At 41.5% G+C, this 19,601-nt stretch carries 17 protein-coding genes; 12 read left to right on the top strand and 5 right to left on the bottom strand.

Annotated features, from left to right (window positions below; translation table 11 throughout):
* The first annotated feature begins 130 nt into the window (after positions 1-130).
* The 11 genes from miaB to AY601_RS19205 all read left to right on the top strand — a co-directional run bounded on the left by miaB (position 131) and on the right by AY601_RS19205 (position 15,833).
* Positions 131-1,564, top strand: a complete 1,434-nt coding sequence (gene miaB / locus AY601_RS19155; RefSeq protein WP_068404062.1) for a tRNA (N6-isopentenyl adenosine(37)-C2)-methylthiotransferase MiaB — start codon at positions 131-133, stop codon at positions 1,562-1,564.
* 36 nt (positions 1,565-1,600) lie between these two features.
* Positions 1,601-2,836, top strand: a complete 1,236-nt coding sequence (locus AY601_RS19160) for a sigma-54 interaction domain-containing protein (protein ID WP_068404064.1) — start codon at positions 1,601-1,603, stop codon at positions 2,834-2,836.
* 3 nt (positions 2,837-2,839) lie between these two features.
* Positions 2,840-3,349, top strand: a complete 510-nt coding sequence (locus AY601_RS19165) for an LptE family protein (RefSeq protein WP_068404067.1) — start codon at positions 2,840-2,842, stop codon at positions 3,347-3,349.
* 56 nt (positions 3,350-3,405) lie between these two features.
* Positions 3,406-4,497 (top strand): hypothetical protein, encoded by a 1,092-nt coding sequence (locus AY601_RS19170; RefSeq protein WP_068404069.1) that lies wholly within the window; start codon positions 3,406-3,408, stop codon positions 4,495-4,497.
* Positions 4,498-4,511: 14 nt separating this feature from the next.
* Positions 4,512-4,871 carry a preprotein translocase subunit SecG gene (gene secG / locus AY601_RS19175; protein ID WP_068404071.1) on the top strand — a complete coding sequence of 120 codons (360 nt, stop codon included), beginning with the start codon at positions 4,512-4,514 and terminating at the stop codon, positions 4,869-4,871.
* A gap of 222 nt (positions 4,872-5,093) precedes the next feature.
* On the top strand, positions 5,094-5,387 hold the full coding sequence (gene groES / locus AY601_RS19180) for a co-chaperone GroES (RefSeq protein WP_041878207.1): 294 nt from the start codon (positions 5,094-5,096) through the stop codon (positions 5,385-5,387).
* Between the two features lie 50 nt (positions 5,388-5,437).
* Entirely contained in the window at positions 5,438-7,078 is a 1,641-nt protein-coding gene (gene groL / locus AY601_RS19185; protein ID WP_068404075.1) for a chaperonin GroEL, read from the top strand.
* Positions 7,079-7,215: 137 nt separating this feature from the next.
* Positions 7,216-12,597: a PKD domain-containing protein gene (locus tag AY601_RS19190; protein WP_068404082.1), complete on the top strand. Its 5,382-nt coding sequence runs from the start codon at positions 7,216-7,218 to the stop codon at positions 12,595-12,597.
* 6 nt (positions 12,598-12,603) lie between these two features.
* The gene (locus AY601_RS19195) at positions 12,604-13,632 is read left to right on the top strand and encodes a PorP/SprF family type IX secretion system membrane protein (protein ID WP_068404085.1); all 1,029 of its coding nucleotides are present in this window, start codon (positions 12,604-12,606) and stop codon (positions 13,630-13,632) included.
* Positions 13,633-13,710: 78 nt separating this feature from the next.
* Complete coding sequence (locus tag AY601_RS19200; protein ID WP_084359351.1) at positions 13,711-14,367, top strand: MgtC/SapB family protein; 657 nt, start codon at positions 13,711-13,713, stop codon at positions 14,365-14,367.
* Between the two features lie 38 nt (positions 14,368-14,405).
* Positions 14,406-15,833 carry an L-serine ammonia-lyase gene (locus tag AY601_RS19205; protein WP_068404087.1) on the top strand — a complete coding sequence of 476 codons (1,428 nt, stop codon included), beginning with the start codon at positions 14,406-14,408 and terminating at the stop codon, positions 15,831-15,833.
* A gap of 6 nt (positions 15,834-15,839) precedes the next feature.
* On the opposite strand, the gene AY601_RS19210 is transcribed toward AY601_RS19205, so the two are convergent.
* The 5 genes from AY601_RS19210 to AY601_RS19230 form a co-directional block, all read right to left on the bottom strand.
* The gene (locus AY601_RS19210; RefSeq protein WP_232324633.1) at positions 15,840-16,484 is read right to left on the bottom strand and encodes an SGNH/GDSL hydrolase family protein; all 645 of its coding nucleotides are present in this window, start codon (positions 16,482-16,484) and stop codon (positions 15,840-15,842) included.
* Positions 16,485-16,613: 129 nt separating this feature from the next.
* A complete protein-coding gene (locus AY601_RS19215) occupies positions 16,614-16,949 on the bottom strand; it encodes a DUF2752 domain-containing protein (RefSeq protein ID WP_068404090.1) in 336 nt (111 codons plus the stop codon).
* Between the two features lie 4 nt (positions 16,950-16,953).
* Positions 16,954-17,526, bottom strand: coding sequence for a DUF5684 domain-containing protein (locus tag AY601_RS19220; RefSeq protein ID WP_232324634.1), 573 nt, complete (start codon positions 17,524-17,526; stop codon positions 16,954-16,956).
* 79 nt (positions 17,527-17,605) lie between these two features.
* Entirely contained in the window at positions 17,606-18,301 is a 696-nt protein-coding gene (gene lipB, locus AY601_RS19225; protein ID WP_068404098.1) for a lipoyl(octanoyl) transferase LipB, read from the bottom strand.
* 11 nt (positions 18,302-18,312) lie between these two features.
* Positions 18,313-18,990, bottom strand: coding sequence for a 4'-phosphopantetheinyl transferase family protein (locus AY601_RS19230; protein WP_232324635.1), 678 nt, complete (start codon positions 18,988-18,990; stop codon positions 18,313-18,315).
* Between the two features lie 23 nt (positions 18,991-19,013).
* Here AY601_RS19230 and dcd point away from each other — a divergent pair, with 23 nt between their 5' ends.
* Positions 19,014-19,550, top strand: coding sequence for a dCTP deaminase (gene dcd / locus AY601_RS19235; RefSeq protein ID WP_068404102.1), 537 nt, complete (start codon positions 19,014-19,016; stop codon positions 19,548-19,550).
* Positions 19,551-19,601 lie beyond the last annotated feature (51 nt).

Consider the following 19,601-nt stretch of genomic DNA (forward strand, 5'->3'; position numbering starts at 1 on the left):
GAAACGTTGAATGTCAATATAGCGTCTAAAAGGGGTAAATATCGGGCTGAACCTGATTTTTAAATGCTGCCAATTTGTCATTTACAAATTAAATTTAGTATTTTTGTCCCTTTAAGAATGTTACTCATTTATGATCGATTTACAGCTAACAGACAAAACACATGATGAAGGGCGCCAGGGCGAAGCTCTGATTGTTGATGCCCCAAAACTGCTTAATGCGAGGAAGCTTTATATTGAAAGTTATGGTTGCCAGATGAATTTCGCTGACAGTGAAATTGTTGCCTCTATCCTGTTAGATCAGGGTTTTGAGACTACGGGTAATTATCAGGAAGCAGATGCTATTTTTATCAATACCTGCTCGATCAGGGAAAATGCAGAACAACGTGTCCGTAACCGGTTATCACAGTTCGGTATAGAAAAACGTAAAAACCCTAAACTGATTGTAGGGGTTTTAGGCTGTATGGCAGAACGTTTGAAATCTAAATTCCTTGAAGAAGAGAAATTAGTAGATCTGGTTGTCGGACCTGATGCTTACCGCGATTTACCACAACTGATTGAACAGGTTGGTGATGGTCAGAAAGCAATTAACGTTTTACTATCCAGAGAAGAGACTTATGCAGATATCAGCCCTGTCCGGTTAAACGGGAACGGAATTACTGCTTTCATTTCCATTATGCGTGGTTGTGATAATATGTGTTCTTTCTGCGTAGTCCCTTTTACCAGGGGCCGGGAACGCAGTCGTGATCCGCATTCTATTCTTGCGGAAGCGCAGGATTTACAGGATCGCGGTTACAAAGAAGTTACCTTACTTGGACAGAATGTCGATTCTTATAAATGGAAAGGCACAGCAGAAGCGGAAGATGGTGCTGAGATCATGGTCAACTTTGCCCAGTTACTGGAAAAAGTAGCACTGATCAGCCCTGAATTACGTGTTCGTTTCTCAACTTCTCATCCAAAAGATATTACAGACGAGGTATTGCATACCATTCAGAAATATGATAACATCTGTAACAATATCCACTTACCGGTACAATCGGGAAGCAGCAGGGTATTGGATCTGATGAACCGTACTTATACCCGCGAATGGTATATCAACCGGATAGATGCCATCAGAAATATTATTCCTGATTGTGCAATCTCTACAGATATCATTGCTGGCTTCTGCTCTGAAACTGAAGAAGAGCACCAGGAAACCTTAAGCATGATGGATTATGTGGGTTATGATTTCGCTTTTTGCTTCAGTTATTCCGAAAGACCAGGAACAATGGCTGCAAGAAAACTGGAAGATGATATTCCGGAAGATGTTAAAAAACGCCGTTTACAGGAAATCTTATTGAAACAACAGACTACATCTCATTACAGGTTACAGAAATCTGTAGGAAAAACAGTCCGGATTTTAGTAGAAGGTTTCTCTAAAAAGTCTGACAAGGACCTTTGCGGAAGAAATGACCAGAATGCAATGATCGTATTCCCGGCAGCAGAAAATGTTAAGCCAGGGCAATATGTAAATGTCATTATTGAGCGTTGTACATCAGCGACCCTACTGGGCAGGATTACAGCTTAAAAAATATACTCCAGTGAGCATTTAAATATAATTATTTTGGACGTACAAGATATTAAAAACCGATTTGGGATTATTGGTGGTTCCCCACTTTTAAACCGTGCTATAGATATTGCCAGGCAAGTAGCGCCAACGGATATGTCAGTATTAATTACTGGGGAAAGTGGTAGTGGAAAAGAAGTATTTTCACACATTATCCACCAGATGAGCACCCGTAAACACGGTGCTTTTATTGCCGTAAACTGTGGTGCCATTCCCGAGGGGACAATAGACTCAGAATTATTCGGACACGAGAAAGGCTCTTTTACCGGTGCTCATGAAGCACGTAAAGGATATTTTGAAGTGGCGAACGGAGGAACCATCTTTTTGGATGAAGTTGCTGAATTACCTTTAGGTACACAGGCCCGTTTATTAAGAATACTGGAAAGTGGAGAATACCTGCGTGTAGGTTCTTCTAAAGTACAGAAAACTGACGTCCGTATTATTGCAGCAACAAACGTAGATGTGTATAACAGGGTAAAATCTGGTAAGTTCCGTGAGGATTTATATTACCGTTTAAATACTGTGCCTCTGCGCATACCTGCTTTACATGAGCGTAAAGAAGATATCTTTTTGCTCTTCAGAAAGTTTTCTGCCGATTTCAGCGATAAATACCGCAGTCCGGGTATTCATTTAGAACCGGATGCGATACAGATGCTGAGCAATTACAGCTGGCCGGGAAACGTCAGACAGCTTAAAAACATTGCCGAACAAATTTGTGTGCTTGAAAAAGACCGGAATGTAACTGCTGGTGCTTTATTGAATTATATTCCGAATGAGGGGGGCAGCAATTTGCCAATGGCATTGAATAACGGAAGTAATAAAGAAGATTTTTCTGAAAGAGATATCCTTTATAAAGTTCTTTTCGACATGAAAAAGGACATGATGGACTTGAAGAAACTGGTTGCCGAGATTATTCAGAGCGGCGGAAATACTTCACACATCATGGAGGAAAACCCGCATTATATCAATCAGCTTTACCAGGAGGTAGATCAGACTGTGAACAACGATTCTACTTTCATGATTAAAAAATCTCCGCAGAATACACCTGTAGACTATAACTACACACATGACGCGGAAGAAGTAGAAGAATCTCTATCCTTGATAGACAAGGAATCTGATCTGATCAAGAAGGCGTTGAAAAAACATAAAGGCAAACGTAAGTTCGCAGCCCAGGAACTGGGGATTTCGGAACGTACGTTATATAGAAAGATCAAAGAACTCAATTTAAATTAGGTCATGAAAAGAATCTGTTTATTGCTGTTGTTCCCGCTGGCAACCTTAGTGAATTCATGTTCAGTAAAGTTAAACGGCGCCTCTATTCCTGCAGAGATGAAAACGGTAACTGTGTCGTATTTTGAGAACAATGCGCCATTGGTGATCCCGACATTAAGTGCAGATTTCACGGAGGCATTAAAGCTGCGTATCCGGAACCAAACCCGCCTGATTGTTAGCCAAAGTAATGCTGATGCAATTTTTGAAGGCAGGATTACGGGTTATGATATCCGCCCTATCGCCCTTCAGAATAACAATGCGCCAAGTGCTGGTGGAAACAGGCTAACCATTAAAGTAAGTGTAAAATACACGAACAACCTGAATCCTAAACAAAGTTTTGAAGAATCATTTGAACGGTTTAAAGATTTTGACATGAGGGGTCAGAGTCTGGAATCTGTTCAGCTCCAATTAAATAAAGATATTAACGCACAGCTTACTGAAGATATATTCAACAGGGCTTTCGCGCAATGGTAAAAGAGCTGAAAAAACCGGTATATTAAATGAATTTCAATCGTTAACTTAGCCTCATAATGCTGGATAAAGACATACAACAACAACTTGCTGAATTAATTGCGGACCCTCAGAAGGCCACTCCGCAGCATACGGCTATGTTGAGCGATTTGTTGCAGACTTACCCATATTATCAGCCTTTGCATTTGTTATTGGCCAAAGCCGATTTACAGCGGGCAAAAAGTACGAATCAGCTTGTTCAGGCCTCTCTTTATACCAACGGCCCGATTTTACACCAGTTTCTGTTCAAAAAAGAAAATACACCTGTCACCTTTTTGATTGTTAACGGATGTGCCGGGGTCAGAGAAGAGAACGAGCAGGAAAGTTTCGATGAGCTGGAAGAAGTGTTTGAGGAGATTGCTGAGGTTGACCATACGAATTACCGCCCATTCAGGAATTCAGATGCTGGTGCTGAAACAGCTGTTACAGCTGAAGTGCCCGAACGCAAGAACTCCCTGGAAGATGATTTCGTTTTTGAAAGCATTGCTTCTTCAGATTTCTTTGCCTTTGAGCAAAACTTCAGTACAACAACGGTTATTGAACCACCGAAACCGCAGCTGGTCGCAGATGCTCCGGTGATTGAAGAACATGAAGCTCAGGCAGCAGCCGAAATAGAAAACAGCCAGGTCAGCAATTACCATGATGAAAACCTGCCCTACACCTTTTTATGGTGGCTGGCCAAAACCCGTAAAGAGCATCAAAGCATCTTTCAGCCTTATGCTTTACCTAAAACAAATAACGCTCAGGAATTACAACAGCAATATGTAGAACATATTTTCCATATACAGAGCCACCTGACCACAAGTGAAGCTTTAATCGGTGCCGAAGAGCAGCAAAGACCAGCGACCAAAGATGCGGAGATTATAGAAAGCTTTATCAAAAATGATCCGCAGATCCTGCCCCCTAAACCCGAGCAGATCGATAATGAAAACAAGGCAAAGAAAAGTGCAGAGGATCAGAATGACCTCGTATCTGAAACACTTGCCAATATTTACATCGAGCAAATGCTTTACGACAAGGCGATAGATACTTATGAAAAATTAAGTTTGAAGTTTCCAGAAAAAAGACGTTACTTTGCCGACCTTATCCAATCTATAGAAAAGAAAATTTAACCATTTAACATACTATGCTTTTTTTAATTATTTTATTGATCATTATTTGTGTTGCATTAGGCCTGTTTGTTTTAATACAAAATCCTAAAGGCGGTGGTCTGGCAACAGGCGGGTCGGGAAGCAATATGTTCGGTGTACAACGTACAGGTGATGTACTTGAAAAAGGCACCTGGGTTCTTTTAACTTTAGTCGTTGTAATTTCACTGGCAATTACTGCGATTGGAAAAACAGGATCAATCGGAGCTACTGGCAGCGGAGATTCTAAAATTCAACAGCAATTGGATAAAACACCTACGCCTTCTCCAATTGGCGGTGGTATTAAACCAGCTACAACTCCTGCACCGGCAACTACACCGGAAGCACCAAAAAAATAAGCACTTTTTATAAGAGTGCGGAAGCCCGTCAGAATTGTTTTCTGACGGGCTTCCTTCGTTTATCCCTGCCAGTCTGACACAAAAAAAATAGGCGCTTAATCTATTAGCTGACAAGCCTGTGTAAATTTGGCAACCGAAAGCTCTTGGCATAAAAACTGATGTGCCTTTAACGTTATTATACAATTTATACGTTAACCTTTAAATTAAAACAATAATTAAGTTATGGCTTTAAACATTAAACCCATTGCAGATAGAGTAGTTGTTGAAGCTGCTCCTGCCGAAGAAAAAACTGCTTCGGGTATTTATATCCCGGATACAGCTAAAGAAAAACCTCAGCAAGGAACAGTAGTTGCAGTTGGCCCGGGTAAATATGCCGAGTTAACAGGAAACTTAGTACCATTGAGCGTTAAAGTTGGTGATGTAGTTTTATATGGCAAATACGGAGGTACTGAAATTACTTTTGAAGGTAAAGAGTATCTTATTATGCGTGAAACTGATCTTTACGCAGTTCTTTAGTTGTTGGTTTAACCCGGCAAATCTCACCAAATATTAAAAAAAAGTTAAAAATGGCAAAGCAAGTAAAATATAACGTAGAAGCCCGTGACGCCCTGAAAAGAGGTGTTGATACTTTGGCTAATGCAGTAAAAGTAACTTTAGGTCCAAAAGGACGTAATGTAATTATTGATAAAAAATTCGGTTCACCAGCGATTACGAAAGATGGTGTTACTGTTGCAAAAGAAATTGAATTAAAAGACCCAATCGAAAACATGGGTGCTCAAATGGTTAAAGAGGTTGCTTCTAAAACTGCTGATATTGCAGGTGACGGAACAACTACTGCAACTGTATTGGCTCAGGCGATCGTTACAGCGGGTATTAAAAACGTTGCTGCTGGTGCAAATCCAATGGATTTGAAACGCGGAATCGATAAAGCGGTTACAGCTATTGTAGCAAACTTAAAAGCTCAGTCTCAAACGGTTGGTGAAGATAACAACAAAATCAAACAGGTTGCGTCTATCTCTGCAAACAATGACGAAGTTATCGGTGCATTGATCGCTGAAGCAATGGGTAAAGTAGGTAAAGATGGTGTAATTACTGTTGAAGAAGCAAAAGGTACTGAAACTGAAGTTAAAACAGTTGAAGGTATGCAATTTGACCGTGGTTACTTATCTCCATACTTTGTAACTAATGCTGATAAAATGGAAGCGGAATTAGAAAACGCTTACATTTTGATCTATGACAAAAAAATCAGCAACATGAAAGAATTGTTGCCAATTTTAGAGAAACAAGTTCAAACTGGTAAACCATTATTAATCATTGCTGAAGATTTAGATGGTGAAGCTTTAGCTACTTTAGTAGTAAATAAAATCCGTGGTTCTCTGAAAGTTGTTGCTGTTAAAGCTCCAGGTTTTGGTGACCGTAGAAAAGCAATGTTAGAAGATCTTGCTATCTTAACAGGTGGTACTGTAATCTCTGAAGAAAGAGGTTACAAATTAGAGAATGCTGACCTTACTTACTTAGGTACTGCTGAGAAAATCGTTGTTGATAAAGACAATACAACAATTATTAACGGTGCTGGTTCATCTGAGGATATCAAAGCCCGCGTTAACCAGATCAAAGCTCAAATCGAAACTACAACTTCTGATTACGATAAAGAAAAATTACAAGAGCGTTTGGCTAAATTAGCTGGCGGTGTTGCAGTTCTTTACGTAGGTGCAGCTTCTGAAGTAGAGATGAAAGAGAAAAAAGACCGTGTTGATGATGCTTTACATGCAACCCGTGCGGCTGTTGAAGAAGGTATCGTTGCTGGTGGTGGTGTTGCTTTCATCCGTGCTATCGAAGCTTTAGAAGGAATGAAAGGATCTAACGAAGACGAAACTACTGGTATCGCAATCGTTAAACGTGCTATCGAAGAGCCATTACGTCAAATCTGCCAGAATGCAGGTATTGAAGGTTCTATCGTAGTTCAAAAAGTTAAAGAAGGTAAAGGTGATTTCGGTTACAATGCCCGTACTGATGTTTATGAAAACTTAATCAGTGCAGGTGTTATCGATCCAACTAAAGTTGGTCGTGTAGCTTTAGAAAACGCAGCTTCTATCGCAGCGATGTTGTTAACAACTGAGTGCGTATTAGCTGATGATCCTGATGATAATGCAGCAGGTTCTGCTATGCCTCCTATGGGTGGCGGTGGAATGGGCGGAATGATGTAAGTCAATTCTGTTAATCTCCAATTAAAACCTCCAGTCTTAAAACTGGAGGTTTTTTACGTTTTAGAAATTTCAATTCGTTGTAAGGCAGGTGTTTGGAAAAATAGATTCTATTTTCTAAATTCATATACCGATACAATATGAGGAAAATTTTAACTCTCTTTTTCGCTCTCTTCCTTAGTATTATATCCTTTCATTCCAAAGCTCAGCTGACTCTTGGAACGGTGGATGGAGGACCTTATACGCCAGGATCAAGCATCAGCGCCACTTTTAATATCGGCGAAAGCAGTTGTATTAAGATTGGTAATACGTTTAGCCTGGTTTTAGTGAATGCTGCCGGGAATGAAACTACAATAGGTACCTATAATGGGTTCTATTCTACTTTTGTCAACGGAGTTATACCACAGGGCACCTCAGCCGGCATGGGTTATAAATTAAGAATTAAATCTTCAAACCCAGCGTTGAATTCTGATTTATCAGCAGCTTTTGAAATTAAAGCCGGAACCCCGGTAACAGCTTCTCTTAATGCAGTCGCATCCATCATCAGTCAAAACCCCCGAACTTTTGGCTCTTGTAATGCTACTGACAATACAAAATATAATTTCACGAATGAATCTACAACTGACCAGGTAACCGCAACAATTAATAATGAATTAAATCCCGGAGCTCCCATTACACTAACTTACCCTGCTGCTAACAATGTCAATACCTTTACTGCTGGCCTGGCCCATTATACCATATTTGTAAAAGCAAAAAGTCCGGATGGGAATATCGGTACGCAAGCTTATCTGTTAATTAATAACCTGGCAGTAACGGCATTTAGAACAACAAGCGGCAATACAGTCTGTTTTCCTGTCGGATCTTTTGCTTATGGAGTGGACGTCAGTAAATCTGATGGTATTGGTGCAAATTTCCCTGGCAATACTTATAAAATCGACTGGGGAGACGGTGACTCCAATGAATATACTTTTTGTGATATCAAGTCAAATGGCAGTAGTGTACAGCATACTTTCAAGAAGTCCTCTTGCGGGTTGACTTATACGAGCGGCAATCAAGTTACTTACAACGCATTCGGAGTTAATGTTGGTGTAAACAGTCCTTATTGCGGACCTATTGGAACGCCTATTTCAACAACAGCCAGAGTTGTTTCCAGACCTGAAAATAAATTCAATGCTCCGGCCGTTGTTTGTATTAACGATCCTATAGCTGTAGCTAATCAATCAACTGCCGGACAAAACCCAAATTCAAATTCTTCTGGCTGCACAGATAATATCGTTTTTTATACCTGGTATGTTGATGACGTGGAAGTGTATGTAGATAAGCCTGTATCTTTTACACCAGATTTCGTATTTACAACGAAAGGGCCACATAAAATACGTCTTTCTGCCAGAAGTGCAGGAAGCTGTCAACCAGAAGATGTTGAACAGACTATTTGTGTGCAGGATCCGCCAAAACCGAGCTTCACCGTTACAAATGCGGTAATCTGTTTAACTCCGGGAACGTTAGCACCAGTCAATACTACTGTACTGGACAATACCTGTGTGAATGCCAGTCCTGATTATACCTGGTCAGTTACTCCAGCGGCAGGGGTAACTTTTGATCCGAAGACCACAAATCCACAATTTAAGTTTGCGCAGATCGGAGTATATACTATAACGCTGGCTGTTAAGTCCGGAACTTGCACTGTAATTAGCGCCCCGCAGAAAATTGTAGTGAATACACAACCGCAAGCAACTTTATCACCAGATGTTACGCTGTGTGCTACTGGAAATTACACTTTTAATCCTACCGCAGGCCCTACACAAACTACGCTGAATGGGACAGCAGAAGAAATCAGCGGAACCTATACATGGGCAGTAACCAGCACAGGTAATTACACCTTTGTATCGCCCGATGGCCCAAACACCAAATACCCGACGCTGAATTTTGCAGATTATGCGACCTACACAGTAACGCTGACACATACCAACAATTGCGGAACTGTAACAAGAACGCAGAAAATCATACTTTCAAAATCACCTAAACCTGAAATAACGACTGTTGCTAACCCGGTTTGTTATAATGCAGCGATCAGTTTGACCGGGAATATCATTGATCGTAATCCGAATACCACTTTTGAATGGGTAGGTAATGGAGGTATTTTTTCTGCACCAGATAATTTAATTACAACTTATACGCCCACTGCTGCTGAACGCAATGCCGGAGTTGCAACCGTTATATTAAGAGCTCAAACTGGTCTTCCTGCACCTTGTGCGAGTGTCGAAACAAATCTTTCGGTACAGATTTACCCTAACAACACAGGCACAAATACGACACAGAATATCTGTTCAGGTCAGGCAGCGTTTCATACGCCTGTATCGAGTGTAACAGGCAGTACTTTTACCTGGACAGCCGCAAACGCTGATGGACTGGCTACTGGGTTTACAGCATCTGGGTCTGGCCCGATTAATCAGGTCATCACCAATACAAACGCAACCACTAATGCCGTAATCATCTATACCATTACACCCAAAAGCAATGGATGTGATGGTGTGCCCTATACTTTTACTGTAACGGTTACCCCTATACCAGTGGTCACGGCAACCGCAGCTCAACCTGTAATCTGCGGAAATGAAGCTGCCGGAATTACACTGAGTTCCACCATAGCGAATACTCAATATACCTGGACAAGTACTGCTACTGCAGGTATTAACGGAAATACAAATCAAGCCGTTCCAATTGCGGTCTCTGCTATCCAGGATATTTTAGTGAACAGCGGTGCGGTGCAAGGCACTGTGACTTATATTATCACTCCGGTTTCTACTACCGGCTGCCAGGGGACACCAATTACTCTTGTTGTCAAGGTTGATGCAGCAATTACAATTGCCAATGCCGGGCCTGCACAAACTTTATGCGCCAAAACAGTGACATCGCTTGCCGGAAATACTCCTAAAGCAGGGGAAACAGGGCAATGGTCTGTAGTTTCAGGAACATTGGTAATTGCTGATCCATCAAATCCACAGACACAGGTCACCGGGCTTACCCCAGGCCAGGCTTACGTATTAAAATGGACCATCAGAGGTGCCGCAAATTGTACACCAACAGCGTCAGAAGTCACGATTAACAACCTTTTGCCAATCAGCAATACCATTACCAGCAGCAGTACTGAAGTTTGCTACGGACAAACGATTGACATCAATGGCGATATGCCAACTGGCGGAACCGGGACTTATACTTATCTCTGGGAAAGCAGCGCAGACAATGGAGTTACATGGAATGTGATCAGTGGTGAGACTTTCAAAGATTTAAATTTCAAACTCTTAACGACTTTAAGCTTCCGCAGAACGGTAACCAGTGGTCCCTGCCCTATGCTCAGCAATGTAATTCACGTGATCGCACAGCCACCAATCGGCAATAATACAATAGCTGCCGATCAAACGATCTGTACCGGATTAATCCCTGCTGCATTGACTGGCAGCACACCTACCGGAGCTGATGGTCATTTTAATTATCAGTGGCAATCCAGTCCTGATGATGCTGTATGGACGGATATTAGCGGCGCTGTATTTTCAGGTTATACGCCTCTGGCTTTGACAAATACCACTTTTTACAGACGTATAGTAAGTACACAAGCTTGTAACGGAGCTTTACAAAGTATCAGTCCTTCGGTAAAAATCACAGTCAAACCAAATGCGAAAGCTGAATATACTTTCACAGCAGATAATGGCTGTATTCCCTTTGTTTTAAATATAACAGCTGTTCCCTATCCTGACCGTAATGCTACTTATACCTGGTATGCTGACGGTGTGCAAATCGGAACAGGCAGTGATTTTCCCGGTTATACGATCAAAGTCAGCAATACTACTGTGGTGATCAAACTCGTAGTGACCAGCAGCCTGGGCTGTACACAGGATGAATTCAGCCATAACTTTAGTACGATTGAGAATGTTTTGCCTGCTTTTACCCAAAGTGCAACGGAGGGTTGCGGCCCGCTGAAAGTCAACTTTATCAATACTTCTACTTCTCTGACCAATGCGACTTTTTTCTGGGATTTTGGAAATGGGGTAACTACGACACAGGTAATGCCCGGACAAGTTACCTTCCAGCCAGATCCGCTGGGCAAGGATACGACCTATAAAGTTTCGCTGACTGCGACCACTTCATGCGGAAATGTCACCGTGGTTTCGGGCGTATTTGTAAAGGCCAGACCCATTGCTTTATTTTCACCTGATAAAACGGTAGGCTGCTCTCCTATGAAGGTAACTTTCAGCAATACTTCTCCCGGAGGGACCAATACCTATTATTATGATTTCGGAGACGGGACATTGCTAACCAAAAATGACAAATCACCAGTAGAACATACCTACACTACTGGTGCTGTTAAAGATTACGTGGTAAAAATGGTTGCCCAGAATGAGTGCGGACGGGAAGAGACGTCTTATACGATCCGGGTATCTCCGAATACCATTTTACCAGAACTGGTTGTAAATGCAGATGAAAAAGAAGGTTGTGCACCTTTAAAGGTTAACTTTTATAACAATAGTAAAGGAGCAAGCAGTTTTCAATATGATTTTGGAGATGGAACTACTTTGGTTACCAGGTCTGCGCCTGAAGTTGTGACGCATACTTTTACTACTTCAGGAACATTTACAGTGAAGCTGACAGCTTCAAACGGATGTTCGGACACCACAACTACCGAAACTATTAAAGTACTTCCTCAGCCAGTTGTAGCCTTTACCGGTGACATGCTACTGGGCTGCCCCGGACTTGTTGTACAATTTAAAAATACCAGCAGTGGTGGAATCAGTTATTTATGGGACTTTGGAGATGGAACGACATCTGCCGAATTTGAGCCCAAACATACTTTTGATGGTAGCAAGGAATTTTATACAGTTACCTTAACGGCGACGAATACCTTAGGCTGTTCCAATGCTTCGGTATTGACTGATTATATCCACATTGTCCCTCCTCCTGTTGCCCGCTTTAATGTCTCTCCTGCCACAGTAATTAACATTCCGGATTATACTTTCCGGTTTGAGGACGAGAGTACCGGGAACCCATTAGTGTGGTTCTGGGATTTTGGGGATAAACAAACGTCAATCCTGAAAAGCCCTTCTCATACTTACCTGGATACAGGAACTTATGTAGTTACCTTAAGGGTAACCAATCAGCAAGGCTGCTTTGCTACCACCTTCAAAAAAGTTTCTATAGTTGGCGTACCCGGTTATTTATTTCTGCCCAACTCCTTTTTGCCCGGTAGCGAGACGCCCGAACTCCGGATTTATAAGGCTAAAGGATCTGGAATTAAAAACTGGCGGATGAGTATCTTTAATAAATGGGGACAAGACTTATGGGAAACAACCAAGCTCGACGAAGGCCGGCCAGTTGAAGGCTGGGACGGATCATTCAAAGGAGAGCCAGCCCCGCAAGGCGTATATTTTTGGAAGATTGATGTCGAGTTCATTAATGGCATGGAATGGAAAGGGATGACTTACGATTCTTCAGCACCGAAAAGAACAGGAATTATCCACTTGATTAGATAAAGGAATATGAAACTGAGATCAACCTACATTTTGCTGCTATGCATGTTTGCCAGATCAATTGCTGCATTGGGTCAGGACCATATTTACTCCCAGTTTTTTAATGCGCCATTATATCTTAATCCCTCCTTAACAGGGCAGTTTGAAGGTGATTTCAGGATGAATATGATTTACCGGAACCAGTGGACTGGATTGAATGGTACGCTTTCTTATATCAATGCATCCGCCGATTTGAATATTCCCCATTTTGGAGGTGGAGTTGGTTTACAATTTAACCGCAGTTCTGAGGGCACTGCCTTTCTGGTCAAAAACAATATTGCAGCGACTTATTCTTATAGTGTAGGTACAGATGATTTCGTATTGTCCTTCGGTATTCAGGCTGGGTTCACTAACAGGCAGATCGACTGGAATAAACTGGTTTTTTCCGACCAGATTGATAACCGGCTCGGTTATATTCCAGGAAGTATCAGCGCGGCACAGCTACCCAGTCAGGCCAGTAAATTTTTCTTTGATCCTGCCGCAGGAGTCAACCTGGTGTACGGAAATTTCATGACTGGTGTTGCCGCTCATCATATTAACCAGCCGGACGAGTCTTTTAGTGGTGCACAGGCAAAACTACCAATGCGGCTTACCGGTTATGCCAGTTACAGAATCGCGCTTACCCAGAATTATACCTATGGCGTAGACGATGCGTCTTATGTGATTCCTTCCGTCGTCTATTACAAGCAGGGAAATGTGTCTTCGATGAGTGCCGGGGCACAGTTTAAGCATAAAGGGCTTAATTCAGGTCTTTGGTACCGCACCGCTGGTGAAGGCGGCCCGGACGCAATCGTAGTTTCCCTGATCTTCGATATCTTTACCGGACGCGAAAACGGGGAGAAGTTAAGAGTAGGTATCAGTCATGATGCGACCACTTCAAAAATAAACTATACCAATACCAACGGGACAACGGAAGCTAGTATTGGTTATCAAAAGTATTTCCCCAATAGTTCCAGCTTTAACAAGTTCAATGGCTTAAGGTGTTATGACTTCTATTAAAACCTTCCACTATCCTGCGTTCTTTCATTATCTTTAAAAAGATTAAAACTTTTACGCGAATTTCATCTTTTGGATACCATGGAAGAATTTATTGAAGGCAACCATTTTTTAACCCAAAGCGAGGTATATAAATTTTTACTGACCATATTATTGTGTGGGCTTATTGGTATTGAGCGCGAATTAAGAGCCAAACAAGCCGGATTAAAAACGATGATCATGATTGGCCTTGGCTCTACCCTTTTTACTATTTTATCTATTAAAATTGGTACAGGAAGTTATGACCGTATTGCTTCTAACATTGTAACCGGAATCGGCTTTCTGGGTGCGGGTGTAATCTTCAAAGAGGAAAACAGGGTCAGAGGATTAACCACTGCCTGTGTAATCTGGATTGTGGCTGCGATAGGTATGGCTGTAGGTGCTGGTTATTCTGAGCAATCTATCGGTGTAACCATCGTTGTTTTACTTGCACTTATTTTCTTCCCTTACGTAGAAGAATTCGTGCAAAACCGCTCCTCTTCAAGAGAATATAGGATTGTAAAGAAATACGAGAATGAAGGACTGGACAGCTACGAAGAACATTTTAAAATTGCGCGTTTAAAATTAAGCCGTGGTCAGCAGCGTATGTCTGATGGGATTATCAGCGGAACATGGACTGCAGTAGGCTCACCCAAAAACCATAAGCTATTTGTCGATCATATGTTACAAGATGAAAAAATTCTTGAATTTCAGTTCTAACCTCCTATAATTCATCTTAAACTATTTAGCTTTGTATCATGCATAGAGAACAAATCTCCGTATTTGATATTTTTAAGATCGGGATAGGCCCCTCGAGTTCACATACCCTTGGTCCCTGGAGGGCTGCCCAGCAGTTTACGGCTTCATTAGCTAACAAAGGCCTTTTGAGTGGTGTTGAACAGGTAAAAATATTGCTATATGGATCTCTTGCAAAGACAGGTCATGGTCACGGCACTGACATTGCTATTTTATTGGGGATGATGGGTGCGGATCCGGTGACTTTTGATGTCAACGCGATCGATTCTACAGTTGCAGCGATTAAAGCTGACCAACAGTTATTGTTAGGTGGCAGTCATCAGATCACTTTTGACTATACAGATGATTTAATTTTCCTTTATAAAGAGAGTTTACCTTTTCACCCGAATGCTGTAACTTTCCAGGCCTTCCTGACGAACGGCAGCGCATTTTCTGAAACCTACTATTCTATTGGTGGTGGTTTTGTAGTTAAAGAAGGTGAGACAGGTGGAGATAAAGAGCAGGTGGAGCTTCCTTTCCCAGTTGAAGTTGCGGGAGATTTATTACACTGGTGCTTAACTACTGGCTTAAAAGTTTCTGAAGTCGTGATGGAAAATGAACTGATGTGGCGTACAGAAGCGGAAACTAAAAAGGGTATGCTCCAGCATTTCAGAGTGATGAAAGAATGTACTTTCCGTGGTTGCCATACTGGTGGGTTTTTACCCGGAGGATTAAATGTTGGCCGCAGAGCAGCAGCCTTAAATAAAAGGCTGATTGGCGACAGAACCTATACAGATTACGAAAGCTGGATTCAAGCTATCAGAGCTGGCGGAAATAGTTTCAACTATACCTTAGACTGGGTGAGTTGTTTTGCTTTGGCTGTGAATGAAGAAAATGCATCATTCGGCCGCGTAGTAACAGCTCCGACCAATGGTGCTGCAGGTGTGATTCCGGCGGTATTACAATATTATATTGCTTTTTGTGATGGCTTTGAGGAAGAAAAAATTACCCAATTCATTGCCTGTGCATCTGAAATTGGAAGTATTTTCAAAAAAGGAGCAACGATATCGGCAGCAATGGGTGGCTGTCAGGCAGAGATTGGCGTTTCTTCTGCCATGGCTGCAGCTGCATTAACAGAGTGTATGGGCGGTTCTCAGCGACAGGTGATGATGGCTGCAGAAATTGCCATGGAACATCATTTAGGTTTAACGTGCGACCCTATTGGCGGTCTGGTTCAGATTCCTTGCATAGAACGGAATACCATGGGTGCAATTAAGGCAATTACTGCAAGTCAGCTGGCTTTGCAGAGTAACCCGGATAAGGCAAAGGTAAGTTTAGGCGCAGTTGTCAACACGATGTGGGAAACTGCACTGGATATGAACTCAAAATATAAAGAAACTTCTGATGGTGGTTTAGCAACCAACATTCCAATCAGCTTACCTGAGTGTTAATTATAGCTAGTTAAAAGCTTTGATAATGGATGGGCTGAGGCGATCTGCCCATTCTTTATACATTTTTCCTGAAGGATGCAGTCCGTCGGAGGCTACCAGCGCAGTGTTAGTTGCCGCATTTCTTGAACCTGGTGTGATGTCTGTATAGCTGATCCCTGCTTTGAGGCTTTCTTCTTTATTCACAGCATTAAAGGCATCTATTTCATTCGCGATAACTTTCACGTCTCTACCACTTTGTGCCCCATAAGGGGTTACTCCCCAATCAGGTATGGAAACCACAAAGACATGGGCTGCATTTCCGCCCGCAAAGGCAACAGCTGTTTTAAGCAGTGCGATGAACTCTTTACGGTAGGCCGCGATAGCATAACCTCTATACTGATCATTTACACCGATCAGCAAAGTCACCAGGTCATATTCCGGCAAAAATGTTTCCCCCTTAATTCCTGTAATCAATTCTCCTGCAGTCCACCCGGTTGTGGCAACAATTTTAGGGGCTGAAAAATGAAGTGATTGCCCGTTCAGGTTTTCTCTCAGTTGATAAGGAAAACTTTCTGCCTGGTTCACCGCTTCTCCAATGGTATAAGAATCTCCAAGCGCGAGATAAGTCAGTTCTGTGGGTGGATCAATTTGAGGTATATCAGTTTTATTCATGCCATTTATTGAATTTTTCCCACATCCTAACATGAAGAGCATCAGAATAGCTATTGTCGTTAACTTCATTCTAAAATTTACGAAAGATGCGCCGGGCCAGATGTTGAAGGTAATAATTTATAAGTATTGTTAGTGAATATGCGGTGCAAAAATCTTAAAAAGATAACTGATTGCAATGATTGATCCTGTGAGCATAAACAGCACATTAACGAGGATTTTACTTTTCAGGCCCCAGAAGTAATTGGCTGTAAGACTAATCACAATGGTCAAAAGTATAGGAACAGTAGCTGGATACAAATGGAAACTCTGTTGAAAGTCGCCTTTAAGCAAGGCTAGAAAAGAGCGCTGGAACCCGCAGCCCGGACAATCATAGCCGGTCAGATATTTAACAGGGCAAGGCAGCATATAATTACCCGCTTTCTCCAGTAAAAAAGAGAAAGCGGATAAAAGAAATATTTTAGGCATTGAATTAAGCCTCTGGTGTTGATGGCGGTATTGGTGTTGATGGCGGTGTCGGTGGGTTCGGTACCGCTGGTGGTGTAGTTGGTGCAGCCGTTGGCGTAACCGGAGGTTGATTAAAAGGATTGTTTGCTCCAAAAGGGCTATTCCCATTGAATGGGTTATTTGCACCAAATTGATTGTTAGGACCAAATCCGTTTGCTTCTTTAGCCGATGGGCCAAGATACCTTGCATCTGTAAGACCAAGCAGCGGGAAAAATATAAAAGGAAGCAAGATCAAACCAATCGTAAAGCCTTCAGATTTACCGAAGCTTTTAGACAACAAGTTCAATGCCCAGATACCAAAGATGATATTAGTACATGGCAGCAGCATCCATAAAATCCAGATTGGTGGCTTTCCTATAATTTCAAGCAAAACAATAATGTTATAAATAGGAACGATTGCTGCCCATCCTGGTTTTCCTGCTTTTTCGAAAACTCTCCACATAGAGTAGACAACCAGGACAAGAATAGCGAGATAAGTAAATCCTCCAAAAAGGCCTACTCCTGTAGACATCGGTGAAGATGAAGCGTTATAATCCATAATTTATTTAATTTTTATCCGGGTAAGATAAGAAAAAAATAAATAAATGTTTTACCAAAATCTGACAAATAACAAAGAATTAATAGAGTTCCATATGGAACAACTTGGCGATATGCATTTTAAGTACAGCTTTCACCTCAGCTAAATTTAATTCGTGACCAAGCTCTCTTTGCATCGAGGTTACATCCTTATCATCTATTCCACAAGGAATTATGTTTTTAAAATAATCAAGATCTGCATTTACGTTAAAAGCAAAACCATGCATCGTCACCCAGCGGCTGCAACGCACACCCAAAGCACAAATTTTTCTTGCTTTTTCATTGTCAGCATCCAGCCATACCCCTGTAAATCCAGGATATCTGCCCGCAAGAATGCCATAATCAGCTAAGGTCAGGATGACAGCTTCTTCCAGTGTTCTAAGGTATAAATGAATATCAGTAAAGAAATTATCCAGATCCAGAATAGGATAACCTACAATTTGACCTGGCCCATGATACGTAATATCACCACCGCGATTCGTCTTATAATAGGTTGCATTTTTCGCCTTCAGTCCTTCTTCGTCCAGTAAAAGGTATTCAGCGTGCCCGCTTTTTCCTAAAGTATAAACATGTGGATGCTCACAAAACACGAGGAAATTTGGTGTTTCCACAGTAGTCTCTTGTATACGGTTATTCGTTTTAACGGCAATTGTATCTTTAAAAATAACTTCTTGATTGTCCCAGGCTTCCTGATAATCCAAAAGCCCCCAATCAACAAATTTTACTTTTTTATTCATCTCTGTCAAAATTAAGCGACCACGTATCCCAGCATGTAATTATCTGCAGTCTTGAAGTAATTTGCGGTCAAAGTCCTTGTCCCTTCTGGCAAATCAACGATAGCGGTCAATGCCCCCTCTTCCTTCAGTTCGAAGGGTTGTATATGTATATCTCTTTTAAATTCCAGCCCTTTTTTACCATACCATTTGTAAATGGCTTCTTTGATACACCAGCAAACATACAGTGCGTCTGTATCATCTTTTACATGTAACAATTCTGGCGGAGAGAGAAATTTATGTTTAATCCGGTGAATCTTTTGTTCTATTCTTTCTATATCTATCCCAACACCTTTTTCTTTTCCGATCATGACTGCTGCATAATCAAATGAATGACTCAGTGAAATGGTTGAAGCAGAATTGACCAGGTATGGCTTTCCATGCGAGTCTATCCGGCAGTCAATATAGTCTGCCGTATTCAGCATCTTCCGTAAAAGTAAACGTGTACTTAGCCAGTGCAACAGCCTCTTTCCGTTGTTTAAGGTAGCAAGAAAATCGAGTTCATGCGCCTTTAATTGCAGGCCGGAAATCAGGTCTTCTTCGCGTTCCTGGATTTTCCATACGGCTAGTATGGTGTGATCGTCAATATCTTTATTATAGATTACAGGCATCGTATTTAAAAAATCAATGCAAAAGTATCTTAAATTAATCATAATTTCGCCCAAAGACTTTACAAATGATACTTTCCGATAAGCGTATTCTAGAAGAGATTGACAGAGGGACAATAATTATTGAGCCCTTTAATCCAGATTGTCTGGGCACAAATTCCTATGATGTTCATCTTGGAAAATACCTGGCTACTTATACTGACAGAGTGCTTGATGCCAAAGCACATAATAAAATTCAGCATTTTGAGATTCCAAAAGATGGGTTTGTTTTACAACCCGGAACTTTATACCTGGGGGTAACCCTTGAATATACGGAGACCCATGCACATGTTCCTTTCCTGGAAGGAAAATCAAGTACCGGCCGTTTAGGAATTGATATCCATGCGACTGCCGGAAAAGGTGATGTAGGTTTCTGCAATACCTGGACACTGGAAATTTCCTGTGCACAGCCGGTAAGGATTTATGCAGGGATGCCAATTGGCCAGCTGATCTATTTTGCTGTGGAAGGTGATATTGAAACGCTATATAATGCGAAGGATGATGCGAAATATAGTAATAAGACTACCAAGCCAGTAGAAAGTATGATGTGGAAGAACTCGTTTTAGAAACTGTTTAAACTTCCTATTAATAATATAGCATTTGAGCCTCAATATTCA

It is taken from the genome of Pedobacter cryoconitis (assembly GCF_001590605.1).
In the GTDB taxonomy this organism is placed as follows: Bacteria; Bacteroidota; Bacteroidia; order Sphingobacteriales; family Sphingobacteriaceae; genus Pedobacter; species Pedobacter cryoconitis_A.